A 24,174-nucleotide genomic window follows, 5' to 3' on the forward strand; every position below is an offset into this window, starting at 1 on the left:
AAGTAAAGCCTCTAAACTTTTAAAACATCTTTCTGTGTTTTTTGATATATTTATTATGACAATTTTATTTTTTGTGCTATACTATAGGCATTAATACATAAGCAAAGGAGGACGCTCATATGGAAGACAAAGAACTAATCATAGAAGCACATCAACTCATTTCCGAGTTAAATAAAGCTTACCAGACCTGTAAACAAGGTTTACCTGATGATCTACGCTTACAGCAAAATATAGACGAAATTCTCAGAGCGCTTAAAAAAGCTGAGAAAGTAGACAACGCCATCTTAATTGAACTGGAATCTTTTTACCAACGGACTAGCCTTTTGATTGGACTTGGCACACTTAAGCTAAATGAGCAAACTCGCACTGCTTGGAGAAACTATGACAAGTTCCACTACGATCACGTTAAACATACATTGACACTTTACGGACCTGTTTTTGGTCTTTAAAAATAGAGGATTTTCTGGCTTAATCTTGACAAATATTCTCAAAAAGAGTATAATGATTGCAATAATACTCGGAGGTAAGGGAGACATGAACAACTAAGTCTATCAAATAAAGAACCTTTATTTAGTAGACCTTGTTCTTGTCTCTTTTTGTGTACTCTTTTTTGTGGTGAATTTTCAGCCTTTTTAAAAGAGGATTTTTTGACATAGACGATTGGCTCTACTAGGTAAAGTAGAGCTTTTTATTATGCACTATCGACATTCTAGAAAGGGCAACAATATGATAAAAATCAATCACCTGACCATCACACAAAACAAAGATTTAAGAGACCTTGTTTCCGATTTAAACATTACCATCCAAGACGGAGAAAAGGTCGCTATTATAGGCGAAGAAGGAAATGGAAAATCAACCTTACTACGAGCTTTAATGGGGGAAGCTTTGCCTGATTTTACTATCAAGGGCGACATCCAGTCTGACCTTCAGTCCCTGACCTACATTCCCCAACATCTCCCTGAAGAACTGAAAAAAAAATCTCTGCAGGACTACTTCTTTTTAGAGTCTACAGATTTGGACTACAGCCTTCTCTATCGCTTGTCTGATGAATTACACTTTGACAGCAGTCGTTTTGCAAGTGATCAAGAAATTGGTAGTCTCTCGGGTGGTGAAGCTTTGAAAATTCAGCTCATCCATGAATTTGCCAAACCCTTTGAGATTTTATTTTTAGATGAACCTTCAAATGACCTGGATATAGAGATGGTTGATTGGCTAAAAAAACATATTCAAAAGATGAGGCAAACCGTTATTTTCATTTCTCATGATGAAGATTTTCTATCTCAAACAGCAGACACCATTACCCACTTGCGACTGATCAAGCACCGGAAAGAAGCGGAAACGCTAGTAGAGCATTTAGACTACGATAGCTATAGTGAGCAGAGAAAGGCTAGTTTTGTCAGACAAAGCCAGCAAGCTTCCAACGACCAAAGAGCCTATAGCAAAACTATGGAAAAACATCGCAGAGTTAAGCAGAATGTCGAAACTGCACTTCGAGCTACCAAAGACAGTACTGCTGGTCGCCTATTGGCTAAAAAGATGAAAACTATTCTCTCTCAAGAAAAACGCTTTGAAAAGGAAGCTCAGTCCATGACCCAAAAGCCACTTGAAGAGGAACAAATCCAACTTTTCTTTTCAGATATAGAGCCATTAGCAGCTTCTAAAGTCTTAGTTCGACTAGAAAATGAGACTTTATCCATTGGCCAACGAATTCTGTCTCAAGGGCTACAATTAACTGTCCGTGGTCAAGATAAAATCGGCATTATCGGTCCCAATGGCGTTGGCAAATCCACTCTTTTAGCAAAGTTACATCAACTACTAAGCGGCAAAAGAGAGATTTCGCTTGGTTTTATGCCACAAGATTACCAAGAAACACTGCAATTGGATCTATCCCCAGTAGAATTTCTCAGCCAATCTGGACACAAAGAGGAAATACAGAAAATCCAATCTCGCTTAGCCAGTCTTAATTTCAGCTATCCAGAGATGCACCACCAAATCCACTCCTTATCTGGAGGTCAACAAGGTAAACTCCTTCTTTTGAATTTAGTTCTGCGAAAACCAAACTTTCTCCTTCTGGATGAACCCACACGAAATTTTTCTCCAACTTCTCAACCAGAAATCAGAAAACTCTTTGCCACTTATCCTGGTGGTCTCGTCACTGTTTCGCATAATCGACGTTTCTTAAAAGAAGTCTGTACGAGTATCTATAGTCTGACAGAGCATGGTTTAGAAGTAGTGGATTTACAAGATCTTTAACTTTTGGAAATAAAACATCCATAGGAAAACCTCTGGATGTTTTTTACATATTTTTCAAACGTTCAATCCGCTCTGAAATGGGCGGATGAGTATAAAATAGTTTTTTCAAGAAACCTCGTTTTTGAGGATCATTGATATAAAGCGCACTACTAGCATCATCCACATGATGACTCATGGGTTGACTATTGTCTAATTTTTGTAAAGCATTGATCATCCCTTGAGGATTACGAGTTAGTTCTACGCTTGAAGCATCCGCCAAAAATTCTCGTTGGCGAGAAATAGCTAATTGTACTAAAGTTGCTGCAAGAGGCGCTAGAACGATGGCTAGGAGAGAAACAACTAACATAATCACTTCAAGTCCTCCACCATCACGGTCATTACTTCTACGACTACGACTAGCTCCACCCCACCACATCATACGACCAGCCATACTCGATAAAAGAGTGATGGCACTAGCAAGAGCAACAGCAATGGTAGAGATTCGAATATCTAAGTTGCGAATGTGACTAACTTCATGCCCGATTACTGCTTCTAACTCCTCACGATTCATAATCTCTAGAAGGCCTGACGTAGCAGCAACAGCAGCATTTTGAGGATTCGAACCTGTAGCGAAAGCATTCAAACCCGGGTCATCAATTACATAAACTCGTGGCATAGGAATCTGCGCCACCATTGCCATATCCTCGACAACATGATAGAGAACAGGTTCTTCGTTTCTATCAACCTCACGCGCACCATTCATACTCATGACAATCTCTGTAGATTGAAATATCATGGTCAAGGCATAGATCAAACCGATAATCATAGCTACAGTCACGCCCCAGATACCTGAGTTCATGAAGAGAAAACCAGCAGCATAACCAACCAAGGCTAGCAAAAGAAAGAAGACAATTAAAAGAATCCAAGTTTTACGTTTATTACTAGCAATTTGTTTGTACAGCATCTTAGTCACCTAAACCACTAAAATCAACTCTAGGCACAGCCTTTTCTTCTTCTGGAGTTTGAAGGAAATCCGCTGCCTTAAAGCCAAATATAGCCGCAACCAGATTACTTGGGAAAGTTTCTAATTTAATATTGTAGTTGCTAACGACACTATTATAGAGCTGACGTGAATAAGAAATTTTATTTTCTGTGTTAGTCAGTTCTTCTTGTAAGTGAGCAAAATTGCTACTAGCCTTCAAGTCAGGATAATTCTCTGCAACCGCAAAAATACCAGATACCTGACGAGTCAATGCATCACTAGCTTTCATGGCTTCTGCAGGTGTAGTTGCTGCAGCTACTTGTCTACGGAGTTCAGTCACCTTTTCTAGAGTAGAACTTTCGTATTTAGCGTAACCTTTTACTGTTTCAATTAAGTTTGGTAAGAGATCATTTCGACGCTTCAACTGAACATCAATCTGACTCCAAGCTTCCTTGGTCTGCATACGATTTTTCACCAATTTATTATAGCAGTCAATTACCAAGAAAATAATTAGAGCAAGAAGTCCATAAAAAATCCAATTCATCATAAAGCTCCTTTCTGCCTTTTGATTAGTACAAGTATATCAAAATTCCATGTTTTTGTGGTAAAATAAGATGATATACAAGAAGGATATAACTATGAAACCAGAAACTTTTTACACACTACTTGCTGAACAGAATATTAATCTTACTGACCAGCAAAAAGCACAATTTGAGCGCTATTTTGAACTCTTAGTCGAGTGGAACCAAAAAATCAACCTGACTGCAATTACTAAAAAGGAAGAAGTTTATCTTAAACACTTTTATGATTCCATCGCTCCTATCCTACAAGGGTTGATAGAAAACCAAGAAATTAAGTTACTTGATATTGGCGCTGGTGCAGGATTCCCAAGTCTTCCTATGAATATTCTCTACCCTCAGCTAGATGTGACCATCATTGATTCACTCAATAAGCGCATTAACTTTCTTCAGCTTTTAGCTGAGGAGCTTAATCTAGAAGGTGTTCATTTCTACCATGGGCGCGCAGAAGATTTTGCTCAAGAGAAGAATTTCCGTGCCCAATTCGACATTGTGACAGCTCGTGCAGTTGCCCGTATGCAGGTTCTCTCTGAGTTAACCATTCCCTACCTTAAAGTTGGTGGAAAACTTTTGGCCCTTAAGGCAAGTAATGCACCTGAGGAATTAACAGAAGCCAAGAATGCCCTTAACCTTCTCTTTAGTAAGGTTGAAGATAACATCAGCTACACGCTTCCTAATGGAGACCCTCGCTACATCACCATTGTAGAAAAGAAAAAAGAAACTCCAAACAAATATCCACGTAAGGCTGGTATGCCCAATAAACGCCCTCTTTAAGATATTTTAAAAAGATACCTACAAAATTAGCCTCGCGTCTTTATTTCCTTGCTCGGGAAAAATGATTTACAAAATCATGCCTCGCTCTCTTGTTTCAAGGCTCGGGAAAAAATGATTTACAAAATCATGCCTCGCTTTCTTGTTTCAAGGCTCGGGAAAAAATGATTTACAAAATCACACCTCGCTTTTTTGTTTCTTGGCTCGGGAAAAAATGATTTACAAAATCATTTTTTTCTGCTATACTATCACAAGCAAAGGTTTTTAATGTCATCCCGTGAGGTGACGAAGACGCAGATATACATAACATTCATTAAAATGTGGTCAATTATTTTTTAATGAAGTCTTACTCTGAGAGCCTATTGCTGTAAAATAATGGGCTCTTTTTTGATGCCCAAAAGTGAGGTATTTATGAAACAAGAATCAACTGTTGATTTGTTATTAGACGTCGACCAACGTCCTTCTGCTGGTAAGGGAATTCTTCTCAGCTTCCAGCACGTTTTTGCTATGTTTGGTGCAACAATTTTGGTCCCACTGATTTTGGGAATGCCTGTATCCGTTGCCCTCTTTGCTTCAGGGGTTGGTACCCTCATCTATATGATTGCAACAGGTTTTAGAGTTCCTGTTTATCTCGGTTCTTCTTTCGCCTTTATTACAGCCATGTCACTTGCCATGAAAGAAATGGGTGGTGATGTATCTGCTGCTCAGACAGGGGTTATCCTAACTGGTTTTGTTTATGTCCTTGTTGCTGCAAGCGTTCGCTTCGCAGGTACAAAATGGATTGATAAACTCTTGCCACCAATCATTATCGGGCCAATGATTATCGTTATCGGTCTCGGTCTTGCAGGATCTGCCGTAACCAATGCTGGTCTTGTAGCTGACGGAAACTGGAAAAACGCTCTTGTAGCAGTTGTTACTTTCTTGATTGCTGCTTTTATCAATACAAAAGGAAAAGGTTTCCTTCGTATCATTCCTTTCCTCTTTGCAATTATTGGTGGATATCTCTTCGCGCTAGCACTTGGCTTAGTTGACTTCACTCCTGTTCTTCAAGCTAACTGGTTTGAAATTCCTGGTTTCTACCTACCATTTAATACAGGTGGTGCCTTCAAACAATACGACCTTTACTTTGGTCCGGAAACAATCGCCATCTTACCAATCGCTATCGTAACCATTTCTGAACATATCGGAGACCACACCGTTCTAGGTCAGATCTGTGGACGCCAATTCTTGAAAGATCCAGGTCTTCATCGTACCCTTCTCGGTGATGGTATCGCAACTTCTGTTTCTGCCTTCCTTGGTGGACCAGCCAATACGACTTATGGTGAAAATACAGGAGTTATCGGTATGACTCGCATCGCTTCTGTATCTGTTATTCGTAACGCTGCTTTTATCGCTATCGCCCTTAGCTTCCTTGGAAAATTCACTGCCTTGATTTCTACAATTCCAAACGCTGTACTTGGTGGAATGTCAATCCTTCTTTATGGGGTTATCGCCAGCAACGGTTTGAAAGTTTTGATCAAGGAACGTGTAGACTTTGGTCAAATGCGTAATCTTATCATCGCAAGTGCAATGCTCGTGCTTGGACTTGGTGGAGCAATCCTTAAACTTGGTCCAGTTACCCTTTCAGGTACTGCCCTTTCAGCCATGACAGGTATCATCCTAAACTTGATCTTGCCATACGAAAACAAAGATTAAATATTTAAATATCTAAATATAAAAAATCCACTCAAATAAAGAGTGGATTTTTTATGACCTTTTTGGAGTCTGTTTCTTTTCTAACATTAAATCCTTCAAAGAAATAATAGTCACAGCCAGTAAAATCATTGCCATACCAAGAAAATCTACTGGATAAAAAATATCTCCCATAATCATAAAGGCAAAGAATACTGCAGAGATAGGCTCAATCGAAGCTAGAAGGCTAGACTTGACTGGTCCAATCATACTGGCACCTTTAAGAAAGGCAGTATAGGCAAAGACCGTACCTATCAGAATGATTCCTGCAAAAGCTAGAAAGATATCAAAAGATAAGGGAATACTAGCCCCGATAATCCCTGTAAAAGGCACTGCTAGAAAACCTGAGATCATCATTCCCACACCGATGACCAAAATACTCCCCCACTTTTGAATCAAATTAATGGGTAAAATGATATAAAGAGCATAGGTCAGAGCTGAGAATAAGCCCCAGAAGAGTCCAGCTGGTGTCATAGAAAGCTGATCCAACTGCCCATGGGTTGCAATGAGAAAGGTCCCACCTATAGCCAAAATCATAGAAATAATTTCAGCTATAGTAGGCGCTACCCTATCTTTTATACAAGTATAAGCTAAGATTCCAACTGGACAGACATACTGTAAGACCGTCGCTGTTCCAGCATTTGTCCCCTGAATAGCTGATAAATAGGCCAATTGATTTAAAAAGAGCCCAAATAAAGAAAATAACAAGAGAGAAAACAGACTTGATTTATCTTTTAGAAAAGATATGAATTGCTCCTTAGACTTGATATAGGACAAAAGAACCAAAAGGAGTCCTGCAATAATCAAACGGATATTGGTTAAAACAAGAGCAGAAATTCCATGAGCCATTAAGTATTGACCGCTAGTCCCTGATAGACCCCATGCGATACCTGCAATCACTGTAAAAAGAGTTCCTTTTAACGCTTTAGACATGGGCCCTCCCTAGTCTGCTTCACGAATCAAGTCCATGACCTGATTACGATCCAATATCCACTGAGCACGCTCATCTTTCTCATAAGTTCGATTAGATAAAAAGATTGCCGCCTCTTGTTTCTGTCGATTCCACATGATAAAAGTTCCAGTATAACCTGTGTGATCCAGCCAATCACCTTCTACATTCCAAGCCAATGAACGTTCCTTGTCATCCAAGTCTGAATAATTTTGACTTAAGTCTTCAGCAAAGGAATCCTGTAAATAATGCTCTAGGAAGATTTTTAAATCATGAACAGTTGAAAATAAACCTGCACTCCCAGCGTGTCTACCTAGTAAACGTGCCTTGGGATCATGTACCACTCCTGCTTTCTGTCCACGAACCGTTGGAACAGCACTGCTAACTGGACCAAACCGAGTTTCCTTCATTCCCCAAGGATTCAAAACTTGCTCTTGTAAAATCTGATCCAAGACCTTTTCAAAATAAGATTCTAAAAGAAAACCTAGTAAGAGAAAGTGCACATCTGAGTATAGAAAAGCTCTTTTCTCTCGACGATTCAGATGAAACATAGCTTCTCTTAACTGGTCTGCTGAAAGCTGATCTCTATTAGGAATAAAAGGATCTAAATCCGTTGCATGCGTCAGTAACTGTCGAATGGTGATATCTGGATAATCCGCCTCTGGTAGATAAGCTGTTATGGACTGGTCCAACTCGATTTTTCCTTCCTTCCAGAAGAAAGTTAAAACCGTCCCAACTCCAACGACCTTGCTCACACTTGCTAAATCATAGACCAACCCTTCACTCGTCTTCTCACCAATTTCAGGATTTGCTTTTCCTAGATACCAGTCTGACCAAACGCCATCCTGATAATACGCAAAAGAGGCACCAGGATAAATCCCTGCCTCAATTTGTTGCTCTATTTTTTGAATGATTTTTTGTTTCATACTGCTTCAAACCACAATTCGACATTGTTGGTATCCTTAGTTAGGAAGAACTTCTCAGATTTAGGAATAAAGTAACCTGTAGCTTCAAAACGTTGGCGAAGACTTGCTAGGTCAAGTTCTTTCACTTGGAATTTCAACATGGACAAGTCCCAAGTTACATTATTTTCAACAAGTAAATCACCGCCTTGAGCTTCTCTAAAAGCGATTCGATTTTCGATTTCTTCTTTTTCAAGTAAGCTGCTTGTATCTTCTGGCAAGTTAACTTCCACTGAGATTTCAAACGCCGTCAAATATTGCACGTTCTCATCTTTTGAAAAAGTGACTTCTTCTTCAACCTTTTCCAAATCTCTAATATCATCTTCCGCATGAACAAGGACACAATCGCCTTCTGGAGAAAGAACCTCAAAAGCATATCCCTTGTTTCCTTTATAGAGTTGAGGAAGCTTTTCCATTCTAGCTAGTAGCGCTTCAATCTCAGATGAATTTTCTACTTTTACAATCAATCTAGCTAATTTTTTTACCCCTTCAACCTTACGGCTTCTCATACTTGGTGATTCTTCTAAAACTAACTTTTCAATGCCTGACTGGTCTCCAAGTGATAAGAAGGCTGACTCTTCAAGTAAGGGTTTCATACCCAAAGTCTCAATATAAAATGATTCATTTAAATTTCTATTATTTACCTTTAGCGTCGGGATCATACGCATAATTTGATTTACAATCATAAATTCCTCCAACATTTTTATTTTAAAGGATTTTATGATATTTTACAAGTTATTCAATAAAAAACTTTAACTATATTAACTCTTTAAATAAATCAACCCCTTCTGTCAGTAGAAGGGGAACTTATTTATTTTTACTAAAAATCCTGGTTTAGTTTTTCCATGAGAGTTCTGCCTGAAGACCATAGTGATCGCTAACTTGAGGACTTTGTTTGCCATCGAAAACTACTTGCAGACGCTCTACCTGAATATCTTTACTTGTAAAGACATAATCAATTCGTAGAGGTTCAGTATTTCCTTTCCAACCATCAATTTCAGGCGGAACAGTATAACTACCACTTCTTTCTTTTGCAACTTCAAATGCATCTTGTAAGTCTAGTGGACTAGCTAGAATTGCTTGGTAACCCTCTTGGCCTGCAGGATTATTGAAATCACCTGCTAGTAAGAGAGGCTTATTTAATTCTTTCAAAACTGCTTCAAAACGCGCCCATTCCTCTTGGAAGCCTTTATCCCACCAAGAGAGATGCACACTCGCAACAGCAAGTTCTTTACCTTCAACTACTGTTTCTGCTAAAGCAACTCGTCGTGTGTGGTAATCTGTCGGGTCATCCACATCTGAAACTAAAATCTCACGCGCTTCAATCGGTGTTTTAGATAAGATTGCAACACCTTCATGATAGCGGTCATAACCGATATGGTTATAAGCCCATGTCCAATAGTATTTGAGTCCTTTTTCAGCTAATTTCTCTACCAAGAGACGAACATAGTGGTCTTGATGAATTGGCTCAGCAGATGGTAATGGCTGATAAAGTGGACCAGCCTCTACTTGCTCTGAGGTGATTTCTTGGTTAATTTCCTGAAAACAAATCACATCATAATTGTTTTCAAGGATGTCTTTTAATAAGAGCTGAAATTTTTCTTCAGGATTTTTTTCCATCCAACTATGAGTATTAAGGGTTAAAAATTTCATACTTTTTCTCCTATAAACAAGAGGTTGGAAAAAACTTCCAACCCCTAAACGATTACAATTCTACTTTTGCAACTGCTGTGTTAGCTGCAAGAGAACCTGTTTGTTCTAATTTAACTGACTTGATCGCGTCTCCATTTGTAAAGACAACTACAGTTGTAGTTTCACGACCTGCTGCTTGAATAGCACCTAAGTCAGCTGTGACAAGAAGATCACCAGCAGCAACTTGTTGTCCTTCAGCAACACGAACTGTAAATGGTTTTCCTTCAAGACTTACTGTGTCTAAACCAATGTGAACAAGTACTTCGAGGCCTGCTTCAGTCACAAGACCAAGAGCATGTTTAGTTGGGAAGATGCTTGATACAGTACCTGATACTGGAGATACAATGTTTCCGTTAGCTGGTTCTACTGCAAATCCATCACCCATCATTTTTTGTGCGAATACAGGATCCTTCACTTGTTCCAATTCAATAACTTGACCGTCAGCAACTGAGTAAACTTCTTCAGTCACACCTTTGTATACAACAGCGTCTTTTTGAGAAGATGCCATTTGACTTGGAAGAGTTTCAGGAATCACTTCACCTGAATCAAGAAGGTCTTGAATATCTGATTTCAAAACGTCAGCTTTAGGTCCATAAATAGCTTGGACACCTTGTCCTTTCATGACAAGACCCATAGCTCCTTCAGACTTCCATTGTTCTTCTGTTCCGACTTTTTCAGCGTCTTTTACAGTAACACGAAGACGAGTCATACATGCGTCCACATCAACGATATTAGCACGTCCACCAAGAAGGTTAATGATGTTAACAGCTTGAGAAGCTTCTGCAACTTTTGACTCACCAGAAGCAGCAGATTCTGATGAACCTTCAGCAGTTTCGTAGTTTCCGTTACGTCCTGGAGTAGCATAGTTGAATTTTTGAATCATGAAGTTGGCGATAAAGTACATGATAACTGCAAATAGTGCTGTTACCCAGATAAAGTTAATGATATCCATACCAAGACCAGCATTGATAGCTAGTGGAGTACGAGTCAAGAATTCAATTGAACCGAATGAGTGCACACGAAGGTGAACAATATCAGCCATAGCAAAGGCAGCACCTTGAACAAGAGCGTAGACAAGGTAAAGAGGTGTTGCAACGAACATGAACATATATTCAATTGGCTCAGTAACACCAGTCAAGAAAGTTGCAAGAGCTGTCGCAATCATCATACCTTTGTATTGGTGTTTCTTGTCTGCTTCAACATTACGGTAAATAGCAGCAGCCACACCCATCAAAATACCGAATGAACCAATCATTTGTCCAACTTTGAAACGAGCTGGAGTTACAGTTGTAAGTAAGTGTTGGTATTGGTCTGGATCTGTTCCTTTAAGGTTGACAAGGTCTGTTACCCATGCAAGCCAAAGTGGATCTTGACCAAATACTTGAGTTCCTTTTGCTGCACCAGTTAAGACATCATAAGTACCACCAAGAGCTGTGTAGTTCATTGGGATAGTCAACATGTGGTGAAGTCCAAATGGCAAGAGCAAACGTTCCAAAGTACCATACAAGAACGGTGCTAGAACTGGAGCTGTTTCTTGTGAGTTAGCAATCCAAATACCAAAGTTGTTGATACCTGTTTGTACAACTGGCCAAGCAACTGAAAGAACAATCGCTGCAATCGCTGAACGAAGGATAACAACAAACGGTACAAAACGTTTTCCGTTAAAGAATGAAAGTGCATCAGGCAATTTACGGAAGTTGTAGTATTTGTTAAAGGCAGTTGCCCCTACAAAACCAGAAATAATCCCTACAAACACACCCATGTTAAGGGCTGGAGCTTCAAACACACTGATAAAGTAATCAGAAACTTTGATAGAGTTACCAAAGATTGTTGAAACCATAGCATTTGGATCTTTCAGCATGTCTCCTGATACACCAAAGATTGTACCAGTGATACGGTTGATTAAGATAAATGCTAGACCGGCAGCAAAAGCACCACCTGCACGTTCTTTAGCCCAGCTACCACCGATAGCAAGAGCAAATAAGATATGTAGGTTACCGATAACTCCCCAACCAATTTGCTCTAGTACGCCACCAGTAATAACTAGGGGAGCAAGGTTTGGGTCAATCAATGCAAGTGACTTACCGATTGAAATCATCAATCCAGCCGCTGGCATAACAGCGATAACCACCATTAAAGCCTTACCGAATTTTTGCCAAAATTCGAAAGACAAGACATTTTTGAATGTATCTTTCATCATTCAAATCTCCTTAATTTATATTAATGCAAACGATTTACGAAAACGTTTGCACCGGTTATGTCTTAATTATACCACTTTTTATTTTTTTGTAAAGGCTTTTTTTTATTTTTTTGATATTCAAACTTTTTAACTTCTTACCAAGCGTTAACTGACTTTGAGTTTACAGGTGTTTTTTGATATAATATTAGCTATGAAATCCTATAATACCTTGAATGATTATTATCGAAATTTATTTGGAGAAAAGACATTTAAAGTTCCAATTGATGCTGGATTTGATTGTCCCAACCGTGATGGTACAGTAGCCCATGGAGGATGTACTTTTTGTACGGTTTCTGGTTCTGGAGATGCAATCGTTGCTCCTGATGCTCCGATTCGAGAGCAATTCTATAAAGAGATTGACTTTATGCATCGTAAATGGCCTGATGTCAAAAAGTATTTGGTTTATTTCCAAAATTTCACCAATACACATGAAAAGTTGGAAGTGATTCGCGAGCGTTATGAGCAAGCCATCAATGAACCAGGTGTTGTCGGCATCAATATCGGTACTCGACCTGACTGTCTTCCTGATGAGACTATCGAATACTTGGCAGAGTTATCAGAGCGAATGCATGTTACTGTAGAGTTAGGCTTACAAACTACTTATGAAGAAACTTCTGAATTGATTAACCGTGCCCACTCCTATGAACTCTACGTGGAGACTGTTAAACGCTTAAGAAAATATCCTAAGATTGAGATTGTTGCTCACTTGATTAATGGTTTGCCAGGTGAAACCCATGAGATGATGGTTGAAAATGTTCGCCGTTGTGTAACAGATAATGATATTCAAGGAATTAAGCTTCACCTACTTCACCTCATGACCAACACTCGAATGCAACGGGATTATCATGAAGGGCGCTTGCAACTGATGAGTCAAGATGCATATATCAAAGTCATCTGCGACCAGCTAGAAATTATTCCCAAACATATTGTCATTCATCGAATTACAGGAGATGCACCTAGAGATATGTTGATTGGTCCTATGTGGAGTCTCAACAAATGGGAAGTTTTAAATAGCATTGAAGCCGAAATGAGACGTCGAGGAAGTGTACAAGGTTGCAAGGCTTTAAAACAGGAGTTTATGAATGAAAAGACCACTTGAAATGGCGCATGATTTTCTTTCCCAAGTCATTACCCCAGAGGATATTGTTGTGGATGCAACCATGGGAAATGGCTACGATACACTTTTTCTTGCCAAATTGGCTAAACAAGTCTATGCTTTTGACATCCAAGAACAAGCTCTGGAAAAAACAAGTCAACGTATCCAAGAAGCAGGTTTGACCAATGTAGACTTAATCCTGCAGGGCCACGAAACCGTGGATCAATTTGTGACAGAAGTCAAGGCCGCCATCTTTAATCTAGGTTATCTGCCTTCTGCTGATAAAAGCATTATCACTCAACCTCAGACAACCCTTGAGGCACTAGAAAAACTCTGTCGGATGCTCGTTAAGGGCGGACGGATAGCCATTATGATATACTACGGGCATGAAGGCGGAGATATAGAGCGAGATGCTGTCTTAGATTTTGTCAGTCAGTTGCCACAACAAGAATACACTGCTACGATCTATCGTACTCTCAATCAAATCAACAATCCACCGTTTTTAGTTATGATTGAAAAATTAGAAAGGTATCGCCATGGATAAACAATACCTACGAGATAAAATAGAAGGACTTCGCCACAAATTCGTTGAATCAACCCAACATGAACGTGCGGTTGGTATGTTAGATGAAGCCCATATGAGTAAGAAGATGCTAAAAATCAAGAAAAAAATGATTACACTTGAAATGGAGCGTTGTCAAAAGAAAATTGAGCACAAGGATTGCTCGAAGATTGATCAAAAAATCCAAGAACAAAAGGAACTTTTTGAAGCTTGTCGAAAACAAAAATAAGGAGGTAGAAGATGGACTTACTTTTTTATCTCTTGATATTTTTACTTGTTCTCATTGTTTCTAGTACGACCAATAAACTACTTCCCTTTTTACCCATGCCCCTGATTCAAATACTTCTGGGGATTGGGATTGGTCTGTGCTTACCGAATAACCAGTATCACTTAGACACTGAATTGTTTCTAGCTTTAGTGATTGGTCCTCTCCTCTTTCGCGAGGCTCAAGAGGCAGATGTAACCTCTATTCTAAAGCACTGGAAAATTGTTCTCTACCTTATTTTCCCTGTTATCTTTGTATCAACATTGAGTATGGGAGGACTTGCCCATGTCCTTTGGATTGGCTTGCCATTAGCTGCCTGCGTCGCAGTCGGTGCTGCACTTGGTCCTACAGATCTCGTTGCTTTTGCTTCCCTTTCTGAACGTTTTACCTTTCCAAAACGCATTTCAAATATCTTAAAAGGAGAAGGCCTGTTAAATGACGCTTCTGGGCTAATTGCTTTTCGTGTAGCCCTCATCGCTTGGACAACGGGAACTTTTTCAATAACTCAAGCAGGGATATCTCTGGCTATCTCTATCGTTGGAGGGCTTGCAGTTGGTCTTATGACGGCTTTAATCAACCGATTCCTCCACTCCTTTCTTCTAAGTGTCCGTGCTACTGACATAGCCAGTGAATTGCTGCTAGATCTTAGTTTACCACTTCTAACCTTCTTCATCGCTGAAGGAATTCATGTTTCTGGAATTATCGCAGTCGTTGTTGCTGGTATTTTAAAAGCGAGTCGTTTTAAAAAGATAAATCTTCTTGAAGCCCAGGTTGATACTGTAACTGAAACCGTCTGGCACACTGTAACCTTTATGCTCAATGGTTCTGTCTTCGTTCTGTTGGGAATGGAACTGGAGATGATTGCGGAGCCGATTCTGAAGAGTGATTTTTATAACAATGTGCTTCTTCTGGTCACAGTCTTTCTTTTAACCTTCCTACTCTTTGCCATCCGCTTTGTAATGATTTATGGGTTTTACGCTTTGCGTATTAAGAAACTTCAAAAAAGTCTCCACAAGTATGTCAAAGATATGCTTCTTCTAACATTTTCTGGAGTTAAGGGAACAGTTTCTATTGCTACTATCCTCTTGATACCGTCAAATCTAGAGCAAGAATATCCTCTCCTTCTCTTTCTCGTCGCAGGTGTAACACTGGTCAGTTTTCTTACTGGTTTAGTAGTTTTGCCACACCTTTCGGAAGAGCAAGAACCATCTAAAGATCAGCTCATGCACATTGCTATCTTAAACGATGTTGCCATGGAACTAGAGAAAGATTTGGACAATACCAAAAATAAGGTTCCCCTCTATGCGGCGATCGATAATTATCATGGACGGATTGAAAACCTCATCCTCAGCCAGGAAAATAAGGAAATCCAGGAAGACTGGGAAGCTCTGAAACTATTGATTCTCAGTATCGAGAGCGATGGTTTGGAGCAGGCCTACGAAGAAGGCAAAATCGGCGAAAGAGGATATCGTGTCTACCAACGTTATCTGAAAAGCATGGAGAAAAATATTAAACGAAACTTCACTTCTCGACTAACCTACTACTTCCTTGTTTCTATTCGGATTATACGTTTTCTCCTACACGAGTTGCTTACATTTGGCAAAACCCTTCGTTCCTTGAAGAACAAAGAAACCCAAAGACTTCTGGCCATTGACTATGACCAGATTGCTGAACTCTACCTAGCCAACACTGAAATCATCATCGAAAGTTTGGAAAACCTCAAAGGAATTTATAAGAGTTCTCTAATTAGCTTTATGCAGGAATCTCGTCTACGTGAAACCAGTCATATTACCAGTGGTGCCTTTGTGGAGCGGGTTATCAATCGTATTAAACCCAATAATATCGACGAAATGTTGAGAGGTTATTATCTAGAACGTAAATGCATCTTTGAGTACGAGAAACAAAAACTCATCTCAGCCAAGTATGCTAAAAAACTACGACAAAATGTAAACAACCTAGAAACTTATTCCCTAAAAAAATCAGCCAACACGCTACCTTATGATATGATGGAGTTGGTTCGACGAAATTAAGATTAAGCTTAAAAGAGAGATTTTATTGTGGAGGATTATGCAATGAAAGAGTTGTGGAAACAACTAACTAATAGGCCCTTATTGAAAGCTTTTTTACACTACTATCGTGTTTCAGATATTGAATTAACCAGTGTAGCTGTGGCCTATTATTGGTTGATTTCAATCTTTCCACTTCTCATGATAGTGGTCAATATCCTTCCCTATTTTCAGATTCCAATCTCTGATTTTCTGATTTCACTGAAGGAATTTTTACCAGATACAATCTATGACGTAGTAGCAAAGATTGCCCGCGAAGTACTGACACAACCATCTGCTGGACTCTTGAGTTTTGCGGTGATATCAGCCCTTTGGACCTTCTCAAAATCCATGAATTTCCTCCAAAAGGCTTTTAACAAAGCTTATGGAATCGCTAAGAACAGAGGTCTTATTTCTCATCAACTGATGAGTATCCTGGTAAGTTTGGGTCTACAGATTCTCTTTGCCATCATTCTCTTCTTTAGTATGTTTGGTCATATGTTACTAGACTTTCTTAAGAACTACTGGAAATCTGAGAGTTCCCTATTTAGTTACTTACAAAATTTTACAGGGCCTTTAGTTTATGTATTCCTCTTTGCAATCCTCATCATGATTTATTACTTACTTCCAAACGTGAAAATCGGTCGTATTCGCTTCGTACTTCCTGGAAGTCTATTCGTATTCGTCACTCTTATTTCATTGTTAACTATCTTTTCAGCTTATTTCAATAACTATGTCAACTATCTCGTTGATGTTCGCTTTTTCAGTTCCATCATTGTTGTTGTCATGATGTTTTGGTTCATTATCATTGCCAAGTTATTGATTGTCGGTGCTGTGATTAATGCGAGTGTCCAAAGTCTTAAAGATCCAGACTTCAAGGTCAATCAATAATTCTCATCTACTTGTATGTAACGAAAACGTATAAATCCCCCAGTCATTGATACTGGGGGATTTTCTTTAGTACTTTATTGTCCACTCGTTAGGGCTTGCAATTCTGTTTTTAGATATTGAGCCAAATGTTGGTGAGCAAAAATATTGGCATTTTTTTCTGCGGTAGGATTGTAGTTTGTGTTGGTATTTACATCATAAACATAAATATCACCATTCTCTGACTGAACCCATTCAATAGCAGCAACTTCAATCTGAGCATTCTTAAGAAAATTTTCATAAGCTTCTCTTCGAGAATCTGGTAGAGGTTCTGTAATCTGGAATTTTTCAGACGTTTCTAGTTCTTCTGGTCTCTTGCCAATTTGACAACCATCTGCTGGACACAGTTGGAAACCATCTGAAGAATCGATTGAAACAGTATAAAGGAACTTTTGGTTGATAAACTCTGAACGGCGAATGCGTCCATCACTTGGTTTGATGTAGGCTTGTAACAAGGTAATCCCATCCACTGATGGTTCAAAGAGAGGACTATTGACATAAGCTTCCAATTCTTCTTCATTTTGGAAGAGTTGAACGCCTAACCCCTTACCTGCTCGATTGTGCTTGGTAATCAATGGATAGATGTTCAATTTTCTGGCTGCTTCAATAATATTTTCTTGACCTAAAACTGCAACTGTCGCAGGAGTCTCAATACCAGACTCGTTTAACTTCAAATATTGTTTGACTTTACTGATTTCTAGGTTGATAGCCCCAGTTCCATTCACAACCTTGCGTCCGTGTGCTTCTAACCAAGTAATCACCTGCTCTGTAAATTCTGGCGCATAGCGATGTCCTCTTGTGTGAGAAGACGCAGACATACGATTGTAGAAGATACCCTGTGGCGGTGGACTTTGCAGATCCAAAATTCCACTAGACAAATCCCACAGTTCATATGGAACTTCTAATTCTTCCAACCATTTGACCAAATGTTGGGTCCATTCAAGATTCTCATGAATTACATAAACTTTTGCTTCACTCATTACTTATAAACTCCTTAAGAAAAGCTGACTGATAATTGGCTTTCCTTTTCTTCTTCTAAAATATATCCTTCTGTTTTTTCGATAACGCTAACTGTTAAGATTTGACCCAAAACATTGATCATAGTACGGCCAGCATTGACAAAGAAATCAACTGCAAAAATCAAGGCTACTCCTTCTACTGGCAAGCCTAACTGAGGTGCTGCAGCTAGTAGAACCACGATAGCTCCTGATGGCACGGTTGCTGCAGTTTTTCCAATCAAGGTCAAGAGTAAAACAGTAAACAAGAGACTTGATAATGAAAATTGAATGCCATAGGCATGGGCGATAAAGATTGTCGCTACTGAGAAGTAAACCGCTGCTCCTTCTAAGTTAAAAGTATATCCTAAAGGAACAACTAAATCAATCGTGTGCTCGTCATGCCCTTGTTTTTTCAAATCTTTAAGAAGGGAAGGCAAGACAACACTAGAACTACCCGTAACAAAAGCCAGTGTCAAGAGACTCCAATTTTCACGAAAGGCTGACAAATACGGTACTTTAAAGAAGACAGCAATCAAAGGGAAAATAAGCAGAACCAAAACTGCATAAGCCAAATAAGTTCCGATTACAAATTGACCAAGTCCAATCAATTTGTCAACACCAGTCGTTGCAACATCTTTTGCGATAAATCCAAAAATTCCAATCGGTGATAGTTTAACAATCACTGCAACAATCTTGTAGATGGCTTCAATCCAGATTTGGAAACCTTCGATAATTTTCTGAGATTTCTCAGACTTAAGGTTACCAATTCCATAACCAAGAAAGATAGCGAAAACGATAATCGGCAATAGAGCACCATCTGAAAGAGATTTGACGATATTTGACGGAATAAAACCAAGGAGAAATTCGCTAAATTTTACATTATTGGCAATTCCATCAAGGTTTCCACCAGTTTGACCAATGTTCACACCTTGTCCAAATCCCAAATAATAACTAGCAAATACAAACAATAGGGTAATAGCAGTTGTTACTGCGAAAAAGTAAACCAAGCTCTTGGTCAAGATTTTCCCGAAAGATTTTTTCCCGATAACGCCGGCTACTGCAACAACGATAGTCGGGAAGATTAGTGGAATGATAACCATATTGATCAATTTAATAAAGGCTTGACCTAAAAATTGATAAAATCCTGCAAACTGTGGCCAGATGACTGCGGCAATCACACCCAAGACCAAAGCCACCAATAATTGGATTCCTAGTGAGAGTTTTGACCATAACGTAACTAATTTCATAATAAACTCCTTTGTTTTATTTGCTACTCATTCTACTACTATTCTTGCTTTCTGACTAATATATATTTTCTATGGTCACCATAAAAAAGATATATATTGAAGACTCTAACTATTACCTTTTTTGTATCCAACATACACTGAATTTGTATAAAGTATAAAAAATCAATTTCTAAACAAAAATTTTTAGAAAAACACTGTTAAATCAAAGAATATGCTTTTCTATTATTCAAGTTTTATGATACAATATTGTTATGATTTTAATGAAACTCGCTTCCGTCTTGCTTTTGGTATTAACCTTGGCTCTAGCAATTATTCTGAGCAGATTCTTTAAGTTAAAGAAAAGAGGCATTAACTTTGCTGATTTGGCTTTTCCTTTTCTAATTTTTGAATATTATTTTATCAGTGCTAAGGTTTTTACACACAATCAACTTCCCGTTTTGGGAGCAGCATTATCCTTACTAGCTATCATTCTAGCCTTTTTCTTCTTGAGCAAAAAACGTAGTTTTTATTATCCAAAATTCCTGAAATTCTTTTGGAGAGCTGGATTTCTACTTACATTGCTCATCTACATCATCATGATTGTTCAAATCTTCATGATGAAATAAATGGCAACAAATTTTGCCAGCACCTCAACAAAGTTGGCAACCCAACGTTCCATTTGAGGTGCTTTTCTAATGACATTTCAAAAAAAGATTATTAAAAAATAAATAGGAGATGAAACAAGTGAAAAAAACGCTCTTGGCAAGTGCCATCACGCTTACTTATCTAGGATTCGCAACAAGCTCAGCTTTAGCTGAAGAAAATCAAGCACAAACTACTTCAGCAGAGACGACGCAACAAACTACAACAGCTAACAAGGTTGAAACAAAGGAACCAGTTCCTTCTACTGAAGCAAGTTCAAGCATACCGACAACTTCTACAACAAACCCAAGTACTAGTCCAGCTAAGAAAGAAGAAAGCAAGGCTCCAGAAGTCAAAAAAGAAGGTTGGGTCTTTGAAGAAAACATCTGGCGCTTCTATGAAGCTCATAAACCTGCTTTAAATTGGAAAAAAATTAACGGAAAATGGTACTACTTCAATAAGGATGGTATCATGCTCAGCGATACAATCTATGATGGGTACATCTTGACTAGTAGCGGGGCTATGGTCGATAGTGGCTGGGCTAAAATCAAAGATAACTGGTATTATGCTAATCCATCTGGAAAAATCGTTAAACAAGATTGGAAAAAGATTGGCGGTGTATGGTACTACTTTGATAAAGACGGTATCATGCTCAGCAACACCATTTTTGATGATTATCTCTTTACCAATAGTGGGGCTATGGCTGAGAGGGCTTGGGTCAAACAAGATGGACAATGGTACTATGCTCAAGCTTCTGGTAGATTAATCAAAAATAAGTGGGATAAAATTGGTGGTATCTGGTACTACTTTAACAAAGATGCCACAATGGGAAGCAACCAATGGCAAGGTAGCTTCTACCTAAAATCTAGCGGTGCCATGGCTGAAAAAGAATGGATTTTCGATAAAAACTACAATAGTTGGTTCTATTTGAAATCAGGTGGTACTTATGCAGCGCGTGAATGGATTGGCTCATACTACCTCAAGGCCGGTGGTTACATGGCTAAGAATGAATGGATTTTTGATAACTACTATAATGCTTGGTATTACCTGGAAGATAGCGGGGTCTATGTCACAGGAACTCGTAAAATCGATGGAAAAGCACATCAGTTCCAAAGTAATGGAAAATGGATTGGTGAAGTGCCAGTAAGTCGTGGATTTGAAAAAGGAAAATACACATATACCGTTTTCATAGATCCAGGACACGGTGGTAAAGATCCAGGTGCTGTTTATTATAACACTAATGAAAAAGACCTCACCATGCAAGTTTATCAAAAACTACGCAAGGAACTCCAAGGTCTTGGTTATACAGTTCTTTCTTCGAGAGATAGTGATGTCTATGTCGACTTTGTCACCGAACGTTCAAAAATAGCCAACAACACGAACTCCGATATCTTCATTAGCATCCACTTCAATGCTAGCGGAAGCCCTGCTTCTAACCGTTCTGGTATTCAGACTTATTCTTACGAAGAAGCTGCTGGCTATCCTTCTCGGATTAATTCATACTGGCATAATCACCCTGATCGTATCAGTGAAAGCAATCGCCTTGCTGCTGATATCCACTCTTCACTCCTAGCTGAAACTGGCGCTAAGGATGCTGGCCTCCTCCAAAGCAGCTTTGCTGTCCTTCGAGAAACAGATAAACCAGCCGTTCTATTGGAGCTTGGTTATATTGACAATTTCAATGAAAACCAACAAATTCGTAGCGATGCCTACCAAAATAGATTGGTTGCTGGGATTGTCAAAGGTATTCAAAAATATTACGCAGGTAAATAAAGTAAAAGTCTCGAGAAAACTCGAGACTTTTTTTGCTTAAGAATTTTGAATGAAAAAATTTGTTTTTAAAAATTATAAATACTTGACAATATATACATATATGATACAATTAAAATAATAAGGTTCGCCTTAGAAATAAAATGAAAAATTAAAGAGGAGATAAAACAATGAAAAAAGTTTTATTAACAAGTGCATTAGCATTGTCAGCAATCGCTAGCGTTTCTTATGCAGCTACTGAAGTTCCTTCTATCCCAGGAGTAACTGCTTCAACTGCTGGGACAGTTACAAAGGCAAATGCTGCTAATAACCATAACAACCGTTTTGGTTTCGCAGTTTCTCCATTAAACAAGAAAGCTTTCAGTTTTGCAGGTGCTAAGACTTATCCAGCTAAGCCAGTTGCAGGTACTGATGGCAAACCATTGGATGATTCAACTCGTGAGTTTGGACACAACACTCGTTTTGGTGCAGGATTTAACGCTGCTAAATCAGCTAAACCAGCTACTCCAGCTCCAGCTAAACCAGCTAAACCAGCTACTCCAGCTAAACCAGCTACTCCAGCTCCAGCTAAACCAGCTACTCCAGCTCCAGCTAAACCAGCTACTCCAGCTCCAGCTAAACCAGCTACTCCAGCTCCAGCTAAACCAGCTACTCCAGATCCAAAAGCAATTCCAGGTGTAACACGTCCAACTACAGAAATTGTTACAGAAGCAGGTGCTGCAAATAACCACAACAACCGTTTTGGTTATGCTGTTTCAAAACAATATGACAAAGCTTACAGTGTATCAGGTGCTGAAACCTATCCAGCTAAACCAGTTGCAGGTACTGACGGAAAACCTTTGAATGATGCAACTCGTGAGTTTGGTAACAACACTCGCTTTGGTGCAGGATTCAATAAATAATCTTAGTAATTTACCTATTCTAGTTAATTTTTAACAAGTTAATTATAGGAGAAAATCATATTTGATTTTCTCCTTTTTCTTTTTCCAGAAATAAAATTTATATATTTATCTTTCTGTGTATACTTTAGCGTTATTATTTTTTTATGTACTTTAAATTACTTTACTTTCATATTTTTATCTGGAAAGAGAAATCCAATTCCCACGCAAGCCAGCACTCCAGCACCGATAACCAAACCACTTGAAAGTGGTAAGATATCCAGAATAGCATTTGCAATGATAAAAGCAATGATCAGGCACATGAGACTAGCCTTGTAATCTTTTTTCACTAGATTTTCAAGTGTAAAGAATAGAAATAGACCTACTGGAAAGAGGGCCCAGATGTTGACATCCAAACTTAGCCATCCAACAAAACCAAAATACAAGACCGCTACTGCAATAACTAAAAATCCGATCCCTAATACTTTTTTCATAATATTACCTCATTTTCTAATTTGTTAGGAAGTTTTATCTCCCTTTGACAGCTACTACTATAACAGAAATAAAAAACTCAAACAACAACTTTTGTCTATGTGGTAGTCATGATAGACTATGTGGTCAAAATCTTATTAAAAGAAAAAAAGAAGTCCAAGAGGACTTCTTTCACACTGCCGATTGCAGGGCTTGAACCTGTGACCTACGCGTTACGAGTGCGTTGCTCTACCAACTGAGCTAAATCGGCGATTACCCTTATAGTATAGCACTATAAGGAAGGATGTCAAGGAATTTTATCTCCATTAAAAAAAAAGCCTGTCCTAAGACGAGACTTTAAGTTTCTTCCTTTTACGAACCCGCACTTTCGTAGGCATCCAAGCCCCTGTCCCAGAGTTTCAAAGAAATGATAAAGAAGACAAGGGAAATCAGAATCAAACCACCAATATTAAAAAGTCCATCCTTGCCCTGCAAGAAATAGCTGGCAGGATAGTAGGCCGTAAAGGCAAAAGGCACGATAAAACTGATCAACCAACGAAGGAGCGAATTGTAAATGGAAATCGGGTACTTGGCAAAATCATTAAACATATAGAAAATGTAAATCATGGCACCTGACTGCTTGGTCCAAAAAGCGATGCTGGCTGTTGCAATTTTCAAGGAAGTATAAATCAAGGTCGCAAAAGGAATACAAACTAGAAAAATCAGGAATTTTGGAAGAGTCCAAGCAATGCTAGTCGCCGTTGTCGCTAGTAAAATTCCACCGACCAAAAGTTCACCCAAGGCATCAATCTGAAAGGTCTCAACGAGGATGTGAAAGAGAGGATTGATAGGACGAGTCAGATACTTGTCAAACTCCCCTTTTCGAACTAGTCGTTGACCTAAAGCCCAGAGATTGTCAAAAAAGAGATGATCTAATCCCTTTGGAATTAAGGAAAATCCATAGATAAAGGCAATCTCTTGAAAGGTCCAACCTTCTAGCGAGGGGATGTGTTGAAAGAGTACATTAAGAAACAAGAGGTTCAGGCCTTGAGTCAGAAAGACTCCCAACACACCAACCACAAAATCTACCTTGTATTCCATGATTTGCTTGATGTACTGTCTGATAAAAATCAGATGCATGCGTTGATATTTTTTCAT

23 protein-coding genes and 1 tRNA gene are annotated in these 24,174 nt (G+C 38.8%); 12 read left to right on the top strand and 12 right to left on the bottom strand.

What is annotated here, in order from left to right; all coding sequences use genetic code 11:
* The first annotated feature begins 119 nt into the window (after nt 1–119).
* Together ACTO1Y_RS03525 and ACTO1Y_RS03530 are read left to right on the top strand one after the other, a co-directional pair.
* The gene (locus ACTO1Y_RS03525; RefSeq protein WP_441348371.1) at nt 120–449 is read left to right on the top strand and encodes a helicase BlpT; all 330 of its coding nucleotides are present in this window, start codon (nt 120–122) and stop codon (nt 447–449) included.
* A gap of 244 nt (nt 450–693) precedes the next feature.
* Nucleotides 694–2,253 carry an ATP-binding cassette domain-containing protein gene (locus ACTO1Y_RS03530; protein ID WP_441348372.1) on the top strand — a complete coding sequence of 520 codons (1,560 nt, stop codon included), beginning with the start codon at nt 694–696 and terminating at the stop codon, nt 2,251–2,253.
* Nucleotides 2,254–2,296: 43 nt separating this feature from the next.
* On the opposite strand, the gene htpX is transcribed toward ACTO1Y_RS03530, so the two are convergent.
* Both htpX and ACTO1Y_RS03540 read right to left on the bottom strand, forming a co-directional pair.
* On the bottom strand, nt 2,297–3,196 hold the full coding sequence (gene htpX, locus ACTO1Y_RS03535; protein ID WP_441348373.1) for a zinc metalloprotease HtpX: 900 nt from the start codon (nt 3,194–3,196) through the stop codon (nt 2,297–2,299).
* A gap of 1 nt (nt 3,197) precedes the next feature.
* Nucleotides 3,198–3,758 carry a LemA family protein gene (locus ACTO1Y_RS03540; protein ID WP_178895183.1) on the bottom strand — a complete coding sequence of 187 codons (561 nt, stop codon included), beginning with the start codon at nt 3,756–3,758 and terminating at the stop codon, nt 3,198–3,200.
* A gap of 94 nt (nt 3,759–3,852) precedes the next feature.
* Between ACTO1Y_RS03540 and rsmG the strand changes: the two genes are divergently transcribed.
* Nucleotides 3,853–4,566, top strand: a complete 714-nt coding sequence (gene rsmG, locus ACTO1Y_RS03545; protein WP_441348374.1) for a 16S rRNA (guanine(527)-N(7))-methyltransferase RsmG — start codon at nt 3,853–3,855, stop codon at nt 4,564–4,566.
* A 408-nt stretch (nt 4,567–4,974) separates the two neighbouring features.
* A complete protein-coding gene (locus tag ACTO1Y_RS03550; protein WP_441348375.1) occupies nt 4,975–6,258 on the top strand; it encodes a uracil-xanthine permease family protein in 1,284 nt (427 codons plus the stop codon).
* 51 nt (nt 6,259–6,309) lie between these two features.
* Here the strand turns inward: ACTO1Y_RS03550 and ACTO1Y_RS03555 are convergent, their stop codons facing one another.
* From ACTO1Y_RS03555 to ACTO1Y_RS03575, 5 genes are all read right to left on the bottom strand, one after another.
* On the bottom strand, nt 6,310–7,227 hold the full coding sequence (locus ACTO1Y_RS03555; protein WP_441348376.1) for a DMT family transporter: 918 nt from the start codon (nt 7,225–7,227) through the stop codon (nt 6,310–6,312).
* Nucleotides 7,228–7,236: 9 nt separating this feature from the next.
* Nucleotides 7,237–8,169: a serine hydrolase domain-containing protein gene (locus ACTO1Y_RS03560; RefSeq protein WP_441348377.1), complete on the bottom strand. Its 933-nt coding sequence runs from the start codon at nt 8,167–8,169 to the stop codon at nt 7,237–7,239.
* Complete coding sequence (locus tag ACTO1Y_RS03565) at nt 8,166–8,891, bottom strand: CppA N-terminal domain-containing protein (RefSeq protein ID WP_441348378.1); 726 nt, start codon at nt 8,889–8,891, stop codon at nt 8,166–8,168. Before ACTO1Y_RS03565 ends, ACTO1Y_RS03560 begins: the two co-directional genes overlap by 4 nt.
* 148 nt (nt 8,892–9,039) lie before the next feature.
* A complete protein-coding gene (locus tag ACTO1Y_RS03570; protein ID WP_441348379.1) occupies nt 9,040–9,858 on the bottom strand; it encodes an endonuclease/exonuclease/phosphatase family protein in 819 nt (272 codons plus the stop codon).
* 52 nt (nt 9,859–9,910) lie between these two features.
* Nucleotides 9,911–12,097: a PTS transporter subunit IIBC gene (locus tag ACTO1Y_RS03575; RefSeq protein ID WP_441348380.1), complete on the bottom strand. Its 2,187-nt coding sequence runs from the start codon at nt 12,095–12,097 to the stop codon at nt 9,911–9,913.
* A gap of 190 nt (nt 12,098–12,287) precedes the next feature.
* Between ACTO1Y_RS03575 and ACTO1Y_RS03580 the strand changes: the two genes are divergently transcribed.
* From ACTO1Y_RS03580 to ACTO1Y_RS03600, 5 genes are read left to right on the top strand one after another with little or no spacing between them, the layout of a single operon-like run.
* Entirely contained in the window at nt 12,288–13,235 is a 948-nt protein-coding gene (locus ACTO1Y_RS03580) for a TIGR01212 family radical SAM protein (RefSeq protein ID WP_302851806.1), read from the top strand.
* The gene (locus tag ACTO1Y_RS03585; RefSeq protein WP_254726150.1) at nt 13,219–13,776 is read left to right on the top strand and encodes a tRNA (mnm(5)s(2)U34)-methyltransferase; all 558 of its coding nucleotides are present in this window, start codon (nt 13,219–13,221) and stop codon (nt 13,774–13,776) included. The genes ACTO1Y_RS03580 and ACTO1Y_RS03585 overlap by 17 nt, the downstream gene beginning before the upstream one ends.
* Nucleotides 13,769–14,023: a hypothetical protein gene (locus ACTO1Y_RS03590; RefSeq protein ID WP_006150587.1), complete on the top strand. Its 255-nt coding sequence runs from the start codon at nt 13,769–13,771 to the stop codon at nt 14,021–14,023. Before ACTO1Y_RS03585 ends, ACTO1Y_RS03590 begins: the two co-directional genes overlap by 8 nt.
* Before the next feature lie 11 nt (nt 14,024–14,034).
* Complete coding sequence (locus ACTO1Y_RS03595; RefSeq protein ID WP_441348381.1) at nt 14,035–16,089, top strand: cation:proton antiporter; 2,055 nt, start codon at nt 14,035–14,037, stop codon at nt 16,087–16,089.
* Nucleotides 16,090–16,131: 42 nt separating this feature from the next.
* Entirely contained in the window at nt 16,132–16,995 is an 864-nt protein-coding gene (locus tag ACTO1Y_RS03600; RefSeq protein ID WP_006150571.1) for a YihY/virulence factor BrkB family protein, read from the top strand.
* 74 nt (nt 16,996–17,069) lie between these two features.
* Here ACTO1Y_RS03600 and ACTO1Y_RS03605 read toward each other — a convergent pair whose 3' ends face one another.
* A complete protein-coding gene (locus ACTO1Y_RS03605; protein ID WP_441348382.1) occupies nt 17,070–18,011 on the bottom strand; it encodes an ATP-grasp domain-containing protein in 942 nt (313 codons plus the stop codon).
* A 14-nt stretch (nt 18,012–18,025) separates the two neighbouring features.
* The gene (locus ACTO1Y_RS03610; RefSeq protein WP_441348383.1) at nt 18,026–19,276 is read right to left on the bottom strand and encodes a dicarboxylate/amino acid:cation symporter; all 1,251 of its coding nucleotides are present in this window, start codon (nt 19,274–19,276) and stop codon (nt 18,026–18,028) included.
* A gap of 245 nt (nt 19,277–19,521) precedes the next feature.
* Between ACTO1Y_RS03610 and ACTO1Y_RS03615 the strand changes: the two genes are divergently transcribed.
* The 3 genes from ACTO1Y_RS03615 (at nt 19,522) to ACTO1Y_RS03625 (ending at nt 22,569) form a co-directional block, all read left to right on the top strand.
* Nucleotides 19,522–19,881, top strand: coding sequence for a DUF3397 domain-containing protein (locus tag ACTO1Y_RS03615; RefSeq protein WP_025170012.1), 360 nt, complete (start codon nt 19,522–19,524; stop codon nt 19,879–19,881).
* 118 nt (nt 19,882–19,999) lie between these two features.
* A complete protein-coding gene (locus ACTO1Y_RS03620; RefSeq protein ID WP_441348384.1) occupies nt 20,000–21,670 on the top strand; it encodes an N-acetylmuramoyl-L-alanine amidase in 1,671 nt (556 codons plus the stop codon).
* 167 nt (nt 21,671–21,837) lie between these two features.
* On the top strand, nt 21,838–22,569 hold the full coding sequence (locus tag ACTO1Y_RS03625; RefSeq protein ID WP_441348385.1) for a hypothetical protein: 732 nt from the start codon (nt 21,838–21,840) through the stop codon (nt 22,567–22,569).
* A gap of 155 nt (nt 22,570–22,724) precedes the next feature.
* On the opposite strand, the gene ACTO1Y_RS03630 is transcribed toward ACTO1Y_RS03625, so the two are convergent.
* The 3 genes from ACTO1Y_RS03630 to ACTO1Y_RS03640 form a co-directional block, all read right to left on the bottom strand.
* The gene (locus ACTO1Y_RS03630) at nt 22,725–23,039 is read right to left on the bottom strand and encodes a hypothetical protein (protein WP_441348386.1); all 315 of its coding nucleotides are present in this window, start codon (nt 23,037–23,039) and stop codon (nt 22,725–22,727) included.
* A gap of 175 nt (nt 23,040–23,214) precedes the next feature.
* Nucleotides 23,215–23,287 (bottom strand) — tRNA-Thr (locus ACTO1Y_RS03635).
* Between the two features lie 101 nt (nt 23,288–23,388).
* On the bottom strand, nt 23,389–24,174 hold the full coding sequence (locus ACTO1Y_RS03640) for an ABC transporter permease (RefSeq protein WP_235083989.1): 786 nt from the start codon (nt 24,172–24,174) through the stop codon (nt 23,389–23,391).

The sequence above is a fragment of the Streptococcus sp. V728 genome, from assembly GCF_052077995.1.
In the GTDB taxonomy this organism is placed as follows: domain Bacteria; phylum Bacillota; class Bacilli; order Lactobacillales; family Streptococcaceae; genus Streptococcus; species Streptococcus infantis_B.